Source organism: Stenotrophomonas sp. STEN021, assembly GCF_056760175.1.
The window spans coordinates 1-11,795 of record NZ_JBRREH010000034.1 but is presented as its reverse complement, the minus strand read 5'-3'; the positions used below and the strand labels follow the sequence as shown (position 1 = coordinate 11,795).

The 11,795-nt window shown below is 63.5% G+C and carries 10 protein-coding genes and 1 pseudogene; 4 read left to right on the top strand and 7 right to left on the bottom strand.

The genetic code is table 11. The annotated features are described in order from the left end of the window. Window positions 1-76: 76 nt before the first annotated feature. Complete coding sequence (locus ACVOL0_RS09375; protein WP_282266866.1) at window positions 77-808, top strand: CoA transferase subunit A; 732 nt, start codon at window positions 77-79, stop codon at window positions 806-808. 1 nt (window position 809) lies between these two features. Next, a complete protein-coding gene (locus ACVOL0_RS09370; protein ID WP_481548851.1) occupies window positions 810-1,442 on the top strand; it encodes a CoA transferase subunit B in 633 nt (210 codons plus the stop codon). A gap of 41 nt (window positions 1,443-1,483) precedes the next feature. On the opposite strand, the gene ACVOL0_RS09365 is transcribed toward ACVOL0_RS09370, so the two are convergent. Next, window positions 1,484-3,538, bottom strand: coding sequence for a glycoside hydrolase family 99-like domain-containing protein (locus ACVOL0_RS09365; protein ID WP_481548850.1), 2,055 nt, complete (start codon window positions 3,536-3,538; stop codon window positions 1,484-1,486). Between the two features lie 122 nt (window positions 3,539-3,660). On the opposite strand from ACVOL0_RS09365, the gene ACVOL0_RS09360 reads away from it, so the two are divergent. Then, window positions 3,661-4,266 (top strand): alpha-ketoglutarate-dependent dioxygenase AlkB family protein, encoded by a 606-nt coding sequence (locus ACVOL0_RS09360; RefSeq protein WP_481548849.1) that lies wholly within the window; start codon window positions 3,661-3,663, stop codon window positions 4,264-4,266. On the opposite strand, the gene ACVOL0_RS09355 is transcribed toward ACVOL0_RS09360, so the two are convergent. From ACVOL0_RS09355 to ACVOL0_RS09340, 4 genes are read right to left on the bottom strand one after another with little or no spacing between them, the layout of a single operon-like run. Then, the gene (locus ACVOL0_RS09355; RefSeq protein ID WP_481548848.1) at window positions 4,220-4,867 is read right to left on the bottom strand and encodes an ABC-type transport auxiliary lipoprotein family protein; all 648 of its coding nucleotides are present in this window, start codon (window positions 4,865-4,867) and stop codon (window positions 4,220-4,222) included. The two genes, ACVOL0_RS09360 and ACVOL0_RS09355, sit on opposite strands and share 47 nt — an antisense overlap. Continuing rightward, complete coding sequence (locus tag ACVOL0_RS09350) at window positions 4,864-5,790, bottom strand: MlaD family protein (protein ID WP_481548847.1); 927 nt, start codon at window positions 5,788-5,790, stop codon at window positions 4,864-4,866. Before ACVOL0_RS09350 ends, ACVOL0_RS09355 begins: the two co-directional genes overlap by 4 nt. A 1-nt stretch (window position 5,791) precedes the next feature. Next, window positions 5,792-6,601 carry an ABC transporter ATP-binding protein gene (locus ACVOL0_RS09345; protein ID WP_062169448.1) on the bottom strand — a complete coding sequence of 270 codons (810 nt, stop codon included), beginning with the start codon at window positions 6,599-6,601 and terminating at the stop codon, window positions 5,792-5,794. A 4-nt stretch (window positions 6,602-6,605) separates the two neighbouring features. Beyond that, the gene (locus ACVOL0_RS09340) at window positions 6,606-7,718 is read right to left on the bottom strand and encodes an ABC transporter permease (RefSeq protein ID WP_481548846.1); all 1,113 of its coding nucleotides are present in this window, start codon (window positions 7,716-7,718) and stop codon (window positions 6,606-6,608) included. A gap of 83 nt (window positions 7,719-7,801) precedes the next feature. Here ACVOL0_RS09340 and ACVOL0_RS09335 point away from each other — a divergent pair, with 83 nt between their 5' ends. After that, window positions 7,802-9,073, top strand: coding sequence for a threonine/serine exporter family protein (locus tag ACVOL0_RS09335; protein ID WP_481548845.1), 1,272 nt, complete (start codon window positions 7,802-7,804; stop codon window positions 9,071-9,073). Between the two features lie 295 nt (window positions 9,074-9,368). Here the strand turns inward: ACVOL0_RS09335 and ACVOL0_RS09330 are convergent. Both ACVOL0_RS09330 and ACVOL0_RS09325 read right to left on the bottom strand, forming a co-directional pair. Next, a pseudogene (locus ACVOL0_RS09330) lies at window positions 9,369-9,746 on the bottom strand (H-NS histone family protein); the annotation flags it as partial. Window positions 9,747-9,909: 163 nt separating this feature from the next. Further along, window positions 9,910-11,604, bottom strand: a complete 1,695-nt coding sequence (locus ACVOL0_RS09325; RefSeq protein WP_481548844.1) for a proline--tRNA ligase — start codon at window positions 11,602-11,604, stop codon at window positions 9,910-9,912. Between the last annotated feature and the right edge of the window lie 191 nt (window positions 11,605-11,795).

Sequence of the window (11,795 nt, the reverse complement as noted above, 5' to 3'; positions counted from 1 at the left end):
TGGCCGAAGGTCCAAGGGGGTTGCCCCTGCGGTATGGCTAGAATATGGGCATCTTCAGCACTGTGAGTGTGATGCGATGAGCGATCTCTCCCCGACCCGGCAACGCGGCAAGGTTTTTGCCAGCGCCGCCGAGGCCCTGGCCGGCATCGTGGCCGATGGGCAAACCCTTGCCGTAGGTGGCTTTGGCCTGTGTGGCATTCCCGAGGCATTGATCGCCGCGCTGCGCGACAGCGGGGTCAAGGGCCTGACCGCTATTTCCAACAACGCGGGTGTCGATGGCTTTGGCTTGGGCCAGCTGTTGGAAACCCGCCAGATCAAGAAGATGATTTCGTCCTACGTGGGCGAGAACAAGGAATTCGAGCGCCAGTACCTGGCCGGCGAGCTGGAACTGGAATTCAACCCGCAGGGCACCCTGGCCGAGCGCCTGCGTGCTGGCGGCGCCGGCATCCCGGCGTTCTTCACCGCCACCGGCTACGGCACCATCGTCGCCGAAGGCAAGGAAACCCGCGAGATCGACGGCAAGCACTATGTGCTGGAAACCGCGCTCAAGGCCGACGTATCACTGGTCAAGGCATGGAAGGCCGATGAAGCCGGCAACCTGCTGTTCCGCAAGACCGCGCGCAATTTCAACCCGGCTTGTGCCATGGCCGGCAAGGTCTGCGTGGTGGAAGTGGAGGAAATCGTGGCGGTGGGCGCCATCGATCCGGATCAGGTCCATCTGCCCGGTATCTACGTCGATCGCATCGTATTGAACGCAACGCCGGAGAAGCGCATTGAGCAGCGCACCGTGCGTCAGGAGGGGAACTGAGATGGCCTGGACCCGTGACGAAATGGCACAGCGCGCCGCGCGCGAGCTGACCGATGGTGCCTACGTGAACTTGGGCATCGGTCTGCCGACCCTGGTGGCCAATCACATCCCGGAAGGCGTGGATGTATGGCTGCAGTCCGAAAACGGCCTCCTCGGCATCGGCCCGTTCCCGACCGAAGCCGAAGTAGATGCTGATCTGATCAACGCGGGCAAGCAGACCGTCACCGCGCGTGCCGGTGCCAGTTATTTCGGCAGCCACGACTCGTTCGCGATGATCCGTGGGGGCCACATCAACCTGGCCATCCTGGGCGCGATGCAGGTCACCGACAAGGGCGACCTGGCCAACTGGATGGTGCCGGGCAAGATGGTCAAGGGCATGGGCGGCGCGATGGACCTGGTGGCCGGCGTGCAGCGCGTGGTGGTGCTGATGGAGCACACCGCCAAGAACGGTGAGCACAAGATCCTGCCGGATTGCACCCTGCCGTTGACCGGCGTTGCCGTGGTTGATCGCATCATCACCGATCTGGCGATCTTCGATGTGACCGCTGATGGATTGGTGCTGGTGGAAGCCGCGCCGGGTGTCAGTGATGACGAGTTGGAAGAAAAGACCGGCGTGTCGTTCCGGCGTGCTTGAGTGAAAGAAGCGGGCTGCACTGCAGCCCGTTTGCCTCGGTTTCAGCTGCGGTTTGCGTAGGCGTATTCGCTAGGTGTTGGTGCGCCTGTGGCACCCATCTGCGAGGTGTCGCGAATCTGCAGGCCCATGGCGTCGGTCGCCGCGCCAGTCACGCGCTCGACCGCATGTGCCAGCGTAGCGTCGATCTGACCACGTTCCGGCTCGAACTCGCTGGGATACAGGTGCGCATCAAGCAGCGGGCGCAAAGCCTGCAGGCGTACCCAGTACATGCTGCCGGATGCGAACATCTGGTCTTTGATGCTGTCTACCAGGCCCAGCCGAACCTGTAGATGCGACAACAGCGGGCCGTTGCCGCCGATGAATCCAGCAACCGGCAGCAGATGCCCTGCTGGTGCAACCAAGCCCAACTTGGGGTTGGTTCGGAACGCGTCGACGATCCGCGGCGCTGCGTCGTTGGCCAGTAGCGCGCCGACCATTTCCCGCCGCCACTGATCGCCATTTTCAAGATGCGTTGATCGCTTGGTATGGAGTTTCAGTACCAGTTCTTCACCTTCATTCAGCAGCCGATCTGCGACGTGCAGGAAGGGCAGGATATCGCGACCACGGTTTTCGAAAACCGTGACTTCACCTCGCTGGTCGAGGTTGTGCTTGCCCAGCAGGTCGCGGACACCAACCGCCTTTTCGGCCGTGGTGGTGATGACGATACGGGCGTCCAAACCGCTGCGGCCGATCACTTCAAGCAGCTCTTCAAGGGCATCCAGATACCACGCATGAATCACAATGCAGGGGCGGGTAGGAGGTGTTGGTGCCGCTTCCAGCGCTTGACGGGTAGCCCAAAGCCAAGCGTGGCCCAAGCGTGCATCCGGCTCCAGTACGGCACCTTCGGCCCATTCGTTCCACGCATTGATGAACACAAACTTCTGCTTCTGCGCGATGGGTGCCAGACGCACATGGATGGTCTGCCGCAACCAGTCGAGGTAGCCGCGTGGCGAGGCATGCAGATAGACGCGGCCTCGGCCCGAGCGGCGCGCTTCATTGTCCCAGCCAGGATTCACGCCGGGATAGAGCGTGTACTCCGGCATCGGTCGGGCAGCGGCTTGCTTGGCCAGTTCGCGCCAGTCGCGCACGTCGCCATTGAATTCCGGGTTCAGCAGCCATTGTTCGGCGGACAATGAACGTGGGTTGCTCATGTTCGGCGGGAACTCAACTGCTGCGTCAAAACCGATATCGCGTGGGTCGGGGCGCTCGAAGCCCTGTACATAGGCCAGGTGAATCTCGCCGATATCGTTGTCGCGGCACCATTGCCGCCAACGCTGCGCGGTTGCGGCTGCATCAGGCAACAGGTTGGGGCGGTAGACCAGCAGCATCGGCAGCCCGTCGACTTTTAGTGCGCGCCGGTCGCGCAGGTAAGGCGCGATGTGCGCAATGAACGCCAGATCGTCGTCGTCGCTGTGTTGTTGGCCAATCAGGATGTCATCGTCGCGCCCATCCCAACGCCGCGCCCAGTTTTCATTCGCCCAGCACAGGCAGAACGGAAGGTCGATGCTGTCATCGGCCAGCCATTGCTGCAGCGGCGTCTCCATCAAGCTGCGGCCGCTGAACCAGTAGTAGTAGAAACAGAAGGCCCCTATGCCGTAGTCGGCTGCAAGCTTTGCCTGGTCGCGCATCACCTGCGGGTTGCGCAGGTCATAGAAACCAAGATCTGCGGGTAGGCGTGGCTGCACGTGGCCTTGGAACTGCGGCAACGCTCGGGTGACATTCCGCCACTCGGTAAATCCTTTTCCCCACCAGGCATCGTTCTCTGCAAAGGTATGGAACTGAGGCAGATAGAACGCAATCAAGGTTGCCGGTGAGGCTGCTGGCAGTGGCAGCAACTGCTGGGCTGTGTACCCGATTGCTGCTTCATCGGCGCGCCAGCGCAGTTGCAAACCGGGCGTTTCAGTTTGGCGGCCAAGAGCTGGTTGCGGCACCCAGTGACCAAGCTGCCCCATCAAATGCCCGCGCAGCTTGTCACGTTGCCCTTCAGACAATGGCAGGGCGCGAAACAAGGTGCGGAGCAGCGGGTACACGGCCTGGCGTAGGCGGTTCGCACTCATCGGTGGTCGTTCAGCAAGTTAGGATGTCGGATGGGCATCGGAATTCCGGCGGTTGATTGCGCCTCGTATTCTCTGCGGTTGGCGTCGCGTCAGCAAATTCAGTCACGTGGTAGCGTTTCCTGATGTCGAACGATGAGAAGTCGTTTCCAGTTGATGTCCAGCATCTGCCTGCCTGGTTGCCGGCAGAGCAGGCCGATGCCTTGCTGCTTGCCCTGCACACGCAGGTGCCTTGGGAAATCCACCGCATCCGCATGTTCGGGCGCTGGTTGGATTCGCCGCGCTTGAGCTGCTGGATGGGCGATGCGGACGCGCACTATCGCTATTCGGGCGCGGATTTCGCTCCACATCCTTGGCTGCCGGTTGTGCAGGAGCTGCGCGAGCAGCTGCAGCAAGCCTGTGCTGGCAGCTTCAACAGCGTGCTGCTGAACCGCTACCGCGATGGCCGCGACAGCATGGGCTGGCATAGCGATGACGAGCCTGAACTGGGGGCGACGCCGTTGATCGCGTCGTTGAGCCTTGGCGCGCCGCGGCGCTTTCTACTGCGGCGTCGGGATGCTCCTGCGCAGAAGCTCGAATACCTGCTCGGCCACGGCGACCTGCTGCTGATGCGCGGGCAGTGCCAGCGCGACTATCAGCATGCGCTGCCCAAGACCGCGCGGGTGTCGGGCGAACGCATCAATCTCACTTTCCGCCAGATCGCAGCTGTGCCGCATCGCGCTGGCCGCTGAGCAGGGTCCAGCCGATCAGCTCGCTGCTGGTCTTGTTCAACGCGGTTTCGAAGGCGGCAGCCACACTGCTGATCTCGGCGCTGGTAGCCGGTTCGGCAACGACGAAGGTGCGTGCAGCAACCACGCGCTGGTCCAGGCTGTGGATGAGCTTTGCATTGAGTTCGATGGTGGCCGCCGGCACTTCGCCGCCACGGTAATCCGATTCGAAGCGGCGCAGGTCGGTGGTCAGTTTGTAGTCCGAGCGGATGCCAGTGGCGATGCGCGCAACGGCGTCGATCTTTCCCGAGTCCTCGAAACCGCGCAGCAAGGTGTCTTCCAGGATATCGGTGGCCGGCTGCGACCAGGTCGCGCCACGATAGACCTCCAGTTCGCCCGGCGTCGGCCGCACGTTGATGCGCGGGCTGTCGATCAGGCGGGCGGCGCTGGGTTTGGCGATGGCCAGTTGCCAACTGACCTGCGGCCAGCCGGGATCGGCCTGCACCCTGACTTGAGGCGCATAGATGGTGATGGACTGGCGGTCGCCGCCGGCCAATACGGAGCAGCCGGCCAAAGCCAGCAGGCAGGCCGGGGCGAGCAGCTTGATCAGGGAAATGCGCTTCATTTGGGTTCGAACTCCTTCGGGGCGTCGCGGCCGAGCAGGTAGCGCGCCGGGTTGTTCTCCAGCCGGTCACTGACCCGGCGCAGGTCGCGGATGAGACCGCGCAGTTCGGTGAGGGTCGGGCCGAGCTGGGCCAGGCCATCGTTGGCAAAACTGTTGATGGCCGCGCGGTTCTCGCCAAGGATGGCGTCGGCGTTGCCGGCGGCCGAGTCCAGCTTGCCAAGGCTGGTGTCGAGCTTGTCCAGGGTGGCCGGCAGCTGCCGCAGTACGTTCTGGTCCAGGTTCTGGATCGCGCCATTGGCGGAGCCGAGGGTGACGTTGAGGTTGCGTGCGGCATCGCGGGCTTCCACCAATAATGCCTGCGTGCCCTGGTCACGGTCGGCCAGGCCGCTGCTGATGGTTTCCAGATGGGCGAGCGTGGCCGAGATCTTGTTGACGTTGTCGTCGCTGAGCAGCTCGTCCATGCGTTCGACCACGCGGTTGGCAACGTCGGTGATGTTCTGCAGTGCCGAAGGCGTGGTGGCGATGGTCGGCACCGGTTCCTTGCTGACCGCGGTGAGCGCGGCCGCCTGCGGCATGCCGCCGCTGAGCTGGATGATCGACGGCCCGGTCAGGCTGGTGATGGCCATTTTGGCGCGGGTATCGGTCTTGACCGGGGTGGTGGAGTTGAGCCGCAGTTTGGCCACTACCTTGCGCGGGTCGTCCGGGGCCAGGGTCAGCTCGGTGATCGAGCCCACCGCGATGCCGTTGTACTGCACCGGGCTGCCCACCGACAAACCGGTCACTGCTTCGGTGAACACCACCCGGTACTCCTGCCAGGTGCGGTCGGAGGAATATTTGGCGGCCCACAACCCGAACGCCAACAGGGCAATGCCGGCAAGCAGGGTGAAGGCACCGATCAGGACGTAGTTGGCTTTGGTTTCCATATCAAGCGGGCTCGTGCTGGAGGCCGCGCGCTGCGCGGGCGCGGGGGCCGTGGAAGTACTCGCGTATCCACGGATGGTCGAGTTGTTCGATTTCGGGCAAGGGGGCGTTGGCGATGACCTTGTGGTCGGCCAGCACCGCGACGCGGTCGCAGATGGCGTAGAGCGTGTCCAGATCGTGGGTGATCAGGAAGACGGTCAGGCCCAGTGCTTCCTGCAGGGTCTTGATCAGGCGGTCGAAGGCGGCCGCGCCGATCGGATCGAGCCCGGCGGTGGGCTCATCCAGGAACAGCAAGGGTGGGTCCAGCGCGAGCGCGCGGGCCAGGCCGGCGCGTTTGCGCATGCCGCCGGACAGCTGCGAGGGCAGCTTGTTGATGGCGTCGGCAGGCAGGCCGGCCAGTTTCACTTTCAGCAGGGCCAGTTCGTAATGCCAGCGTTCGCTGAGTTCGGGGTGATGTTCCTTGAGCGGCACCTGCACGTTCTCGCCAACCGTCAGCGAGGAGAACAGGGCGCCGTCCTGGAACAGCACGCCGGTGTTGCGCTCGATGCGCAGGCGGTCGGCCGGATTGCCCGAGCGCGCATCCACGCCCAGTACTTCAATCTGCCCGGCATCGGGCGTGCGCAGGCCGAGGATGGAGCGCATCAACACCGATTTACCGGTGCCCGAGCCGCCAACCACGCCGAGGATTTCGCCACGCCGCACGTCCAGGTCCAGGCTGTCGTGCACGGTCTGGCTGCCAAAACGATTCACCAGCCCGCGCACGCGGATGGCCAGTTCGGTGTCTTCAACGGTGGTGGCTTCAGGGGTGTTCATTCGCTCACCAGCCCATGTGCATGAACCACAACGCGGCCAGCGCGTCGAGGATGATGACCAGCGAGATGGTCTGCACCACGCTGGAGGTGGTGCGTTCGCCCACCGATTGTGCGGTGCCTTCCACCTTCAGGCCTTCCAGGCAGCCGATCAACGCGATGATCAACGCGAATACCGGCGCCTTGGACAGGCCGACCAGCATGTGCCGCACCTCGATGGTGTCGTGCATGCGCGCCAAGTACATCTGCGGCGGAATACCCAGATCAAATGCACCGACGGTGACGCCACCGGCCAGGCCGGCGATCATCGCGATGAAGGTAAGCAGGGGCAGCATGATCAGCAGCGCGACCACCCGCGGCAGTACCAGCAGGTCGATCGGGTCCAGGCCCAGGGTCTGGATGGCGTCGATTTCCTCGCGTGCCTTCATCGCACCAATCTGTGCGGTGAAGGCGCTGGCGGTACGCCCGGCCAGCACGATGGCGGTAAGCAGCACCGCGAACTCGCGCAGGAAGGCAATCGAGACCAACTCCACCACATAGATCTCCGCACCGAAGTCGCGCAGGATGGTGGAACCGAGGAAGGCGATCACCGCGCCCACCAGATAGGACAGCAGCGCCACCAGCGGCACAGCGTTCAGGCCAACTTCTTCCATCTGGTTGACCGCTGCGGTCAGCCGGAAGCGACGTGGCTGGCGGACCAGGCGTGCCAGCTTGCTCAGGTTTTCGCCGAGGAAGTTGACCAGCACCACAATGTTGCCGGCAATGGCATACACCGAGCGGCCCAGGCGCTCCAGCGCGGCGGCCACGCCGTAATCGCGTTGCGGCTTGGGTCGTTCGTCGGCGACTTCTTCGATGGTGCAGACCAGCGCCTGGTGATCGTCGCGGAACTGCAGCGCTTCATCCGGCAGCCCCAGCTTGTGCGCATAGCGCAGCAACAGCAGTACCCCGGCCGAATCCAACCGGTCGATGGCGCGCGCGTCGATACCGGTCACCTGCCCGGTCTGCGCGTGCAAGACCTCGCCCGAGCGCAGCGCGGTGGACAAGGTCCAGTTGCCGGAAAGCCTGAGCAGGCCATCCGCATCGGGAGGAAGTACGCAATCGGGTGGGGGAATGTCTTTCATGGTGACCATTGACTGCGGAGAATACCCTGTCCGCCCTTCAACCCGGATGAATATTTCATCCGCTTCAGGTGATACTAGCGGCCATGTCTGCCGAAACCCTTGCCGCTGCCCCGGCCACCGCTTCCAATCGGGCTACCTATGCGCAACGTGTGGCCTTCGTTTCGGAGATGGCCGGGCGCCTGCACAGTTATGGCACGACCGCGCAGCGTCTGGAGGCGGCCGTGGTGGCCTTGGCGCAGCAGTTGGATCTGGATTGTGAGCCGTGGTCGAACCCGACCGGCCTGATTCTGAGTTTCAGCGACCCCACCCGTGCCATCGGCTCCAGCGACATCACCCGTGTCATCCGCCTGGGCCCGGGCGATACCAACCTGCACAAACTTGCAATGGCCGACCAGATCGCCGATGCGGTGGCGGCCGGGCAGATGTCCATCGCCCAAGGCCACACCGCGCTGCGCCAGCTCGACAAGGATGGCGGCATGCGCAGCAAGATCCAGCTGCTGGCCTCGTTCACCCTGGGCTCGGCGGGCGTGGCGGGGTTGTGGCGGCTGCCGTGGCTGGATATCGCCACCGCCGGCATCACCGGCCTGCTGATCGGCCTGATGCTGTTCTATACCGACCGCCGCGTTGCCACACGCGAGGCCGGCGAAGCCTTGGCGGCGTTGCTGGCGGGCTTTGTGGCGGTGTTGGTGGCCAGTTTCATTGGGCCGCTGAACATGAACTCCACCATCATCGCCTCGCTGGTGGTGCTGTTGCCCGGCATGGCGTTGACCAACTCGGTCAATGAACTGGCCAGCGGGCATTGGGTGTCCGGTACGGCGCGCTTCGCCGGCGCGCTGACCACCATCATGAAACTCACGGTGGGCGCGATGATCGCGGTGACCATCGCCAATTCCATCGGCCTGGAGCCGATCATCCGCGCCTCGCGGCCGCAATCCAATTGGGTGGAATGGGGCTCGGTGCTGGTGGCCTCGTTTGCCTTTGCCATGCTGTTCCGCGCCAGCAGGCGCGATTACCTCTGGGTAATGGCCGCCTCGGTTGCGGGTTATGCGATTTCCCGCTACGGCGGACAGCAATGGGGCGCGCCGGCCGGCATCTTCCTGGCGGCGATGACGGTGACTGCCGCCGGCAATCTGTTTGGACGCATCGTCCAGCGCCCGGGGGCGATCATCCGTCTGCCCGGCATCATCATGCTGGTGCCCGGCAGTACCAGCCTGCGTGGGGTGTTGAGTTTGATCCAGCAGCAGAATGTGAGCGCCGGCGAATCGGCGCTGCTGACCGTGGTCAATGTGGTGATGGCGCTGGTGGCCGGCCTGCTGTTCGGTAACCTGCTGGTGCCGGCGCGCAAGAATCTGTAACTGGGGCGGTTGCTGCCAGGGGTAATCAGGCGGCGCTGCCAGCGCCGCGTTGCAGGATGCTGGTGATTGTGTAGCCCGGGTAAGCGCAGCGCACCCGGGGCTGTCCGCGGATTGTCTGCAGGATCACCGGAATCCAAAGCTCCCGGGTGCGCTGTGCTTACCCGGGCTACCTTGTCGTTCGTTTGGCCAGCGAGTACCTGCAATAAACAATTTGTGGCGACTGTGAATACAGAAATGCAATAAGAAAACGCCGGCAATCTGCCGGCGTTTTGTAATCCATATTCCAGAATAATTACTTCTGGATCAGGAAATCTTCAACCTTGCGGCCTGCCTTGGTGTATTCGGCCAGCCAGCGCGGCTGCTTGCCGCGGCCGGTCCAGGTTTCAGCGGCATTGGCCGGGTTGCGGTACTTCGGCTCAACCTTGGGCAGCTTGCGGCCGGTCTTGGCGGCGCCCTTGCTGGTCTTGGCGCCACGCGGGGCCTTCACTGCAACGGCGGCGCCGGTGCCGAACAGCTCTTCGACGGTATAACCAGCCTTCTTTGCCGCAGCGGCAACCAGGGCGCGGGCCTTGGCAATCGGCTGGCGCTTGGCTACAACGGTTTTGCGCTTCTGTGCGTCACGGATAAGAACGGCCAGTTCTTTGGCCGACAGCTGGGACAGATCGATACTCATCGAATAACTACTCCGGATAATGGGTTGGGGGGTGTATGCCATTCCGTGGCAGCGCAACAAAGCATACCGGGCTGATCGCGGTAATGACAGATTAATAGCGTTTTCGATGTTATCCGGAAATGAAAACGCCGGGACAATGTCCCGGCGTTATAAGCGATCAACGTCAGCCGATGATCTTGCTGATCACCGTGCCCTGGTCCAGATTCTCCGCCTCGGCGGCGTTGCGTGCGCGGTATTCAACCGTGCCAGCGGCAAGCCCGCGCTCCGACACCACGATGCGATGCGGAATACCGATCAGTTCCATATCGGCAAACATCTGGCCCGGACGCAGGCCGCGGTCGTCCAGTGCAGCATCCACGCCAGCGGCCTGCAGTTCGGCGAGCAGCGCTTCGGCGGCGGCAGTTACCGTCGGGTCCTGTTTCGGGTTGATCATGCATACCACCGCCTGCCACGGCGCCATGCTGACCGGCCAGATAATGCCGGCGTCATCGTGGTTCTGTTCGATGGCGGCGGCGACGATGCGCGATACGCCAATGCCGTAGCACCCCATCGCCATCACCGCAGCCTTGCCGTTCTGGTCCAGCACCGTGGCCTTCAGTGCCTGCGCATACTGGCGGCCGAGCTGGAATACGTGGCCAACCTCGATGCCGCGGGCAATCTTCAGTTCACCGCCGTCCTGGGCCCGGTCGCCGGCCATGACGTTGCGGATATCGGCCACTTCCGGCTCGGCCAGGTCGCGGCCCCAGTTGACGCCGGCAATATGCAGGCCTTTCTCATTGGCACCGACCACGAAATCGGCCATTGCCGCTACTTCGCGGTCAGCGACAACACGGATCGCCTTGCGCGGATTCAAGGGGCCGAGGAAACCCGGCTCGCTGCCCAGATAATCGGCAATCTCGGCCTCGCTGGCCATGCGGTAATCCGCCAGGCCAGCCACCTTGGCCAGTTTGATTTCGTTGACTTCGTGGTCGCCACGGACCAGGGCCAGCACGAATTCATTCTCAGTGGTCATTACCGCAATCGACTTCACCGTGCGCAACAGGGCGATGCCCATCAGCGCGGCGACTTCTTCGCAGGTCTTCTGGGTGGGGGTATCGATCCTGCGCAGTTCTTCGTTGGCGGCGCCGCGCGCTGCCGGATCAGCGGCAATCGCGGCTTCCACATTGGCGGCGTAGTCCGAGCCGGTGGAAAACACCAGCGCGTCTTCACCGGAATCGGCAATCACGTGGAATTCCTGCGAGGCATCACCGCCGATCGCGCCGGAATCGGCCTGCACCGCGCGGAACTCCAGGCCCAGACGGGTGAAGATGCGGGTGTAGGCCGCCTTCATGTTCTCGTATTCGGCGACCAGGCTGGCGTCGTCCAGATGGAAGGAATAGGCATCCTTCATCAGAAACTCGCGCGAGCGCATGACCCCGAAACGCGGACGGATTTCGTCGCGGAACTTGGTCTGCACCTGGTAGAAATTGACCGGCAGCTGCTTGTAGCTGGACAGCTCCTGGCGTGCGAAGTCGGTAATGGCTTCCTCGGCGGTGGGGCTGTAGCAGTATTCCTGCTCCTTGCGGTCCTTGATCTTCAGCAGCTGGCCGCCGAACTTTTCCCAGCGACCGGTTTCTTCCCACAGTTCCTTGGGCTGGATGGTCGGCAGCTGCAGCTCCACTGCACCGGCGCGGTTCATTTCCTCGCGGACGATGGTTTCCACCTTGCGCAGCACCCGCAGGCCCAGCGGCGACCAGGTGTACAGGCCCGATGCCAGCTTGCGGATCATGCCCGCGCGCAGCATCAGCCGATGGCTGACCAGCTCGGCGTCGGCGGGAGTTTCCTTGGTGGTGTGCAGGTGGAAGCGGGAAAGACGCATGGCAGGGGGCTTCGCAAAACGGACGATCCCCTATTTTGCCAGCCTTGCAGGCCGCTCGCACCGACACCAACGGGGTAAGGGGCAAAACCGGGGTGCGAGGGGGGGGTTTGGGGAACAAAAACCCCCCCGGCGGCCGGGGGTGTGGGGGGGTGAGAACGGAAGAGGAGGGAGGGGGGGGGGGGAAATAGCCC

What these genes read in the sequence shown, in the direction of transcription:
- ACVOL0_RS09375 (WP_282266866.1), top strand. Translation starts at nt 77, where the DNA reads ATGAGCGATCTCTCCCCGACCCGGCAACGCGGCAAGGTTTTTGCCAGC.
- ACVOL0_RS09370 (WP_481548851.1), top strand. Translation starts at nt 810, where the DNA reads ATGGCCTGGACCCGTGACGAAATGGCACAGCGCGCCGCGCGCGAGCTG.
- ACVOL0_RS09365 (WP_481548850.1), bottom strand. Translation starts at nt 3,538, where the DNA reads ATGAGTGCGAACCGCCTACGCCAGGCCGTGTACCCGCTGCTCCGCACC.
- ACVOL0_RS09360 (WP_481548849.1), top strand. Translation starts at nt 3,661, where the DNA reads ATGTCGAACGATGAGAAGTCGTTTCCAGTTGATGTCCAGCATCTGCCT.
- ACVOL0_RS09355 (WP_481548848.1), bottom strand. Translation starts at nt 4,867, where the DNA reads ATGAAGCGCATTTCCCTGATCAAGCTGCTCGCCCCGGCCTGCCTGCTG.
- ACVOL0_RS09350 (WP_481548847.1), bottom strand. Translation starts at nt 5,790, where the DNA reads ATGGAAACCAAAGCCAACTACGTCCTGATCGGTGCCTTCACCCTGCTT.
- ACVOL0_RS09345 (WP_062169448.1), bottom strand. Translation starts at nt 6,601, where the DNA reads ATGAACACCCCTGAAGCCACCACCGTTGAAGACACCGAACTGGCCATC.
- ACVOL0_RS09340 (WP_481548846.1), bottom strand. Translation starts at nt 7,718, where the DNA reads ATGAAAGACATTCCCCCACCCGATTGCGTACTTCCTCCCGATGCGGAT.
- ACVOL0_RS09335 (WP_481548845.1), top strand. Translation starts at nt 7,802, where the DNA reads ATGTCTGCCGAAACCCTTGCCGCTGCCCCGGCCACCGCTTCCAATCGG.
- ACVOL0_RS09325 (WP_481548844.1), bottom strand. Translation starts at nt 11,604, where the DNA reads ATGCGTCTTTCCCGCTTCCACCTGCACACCACCAAGGAAACTCCCGCC.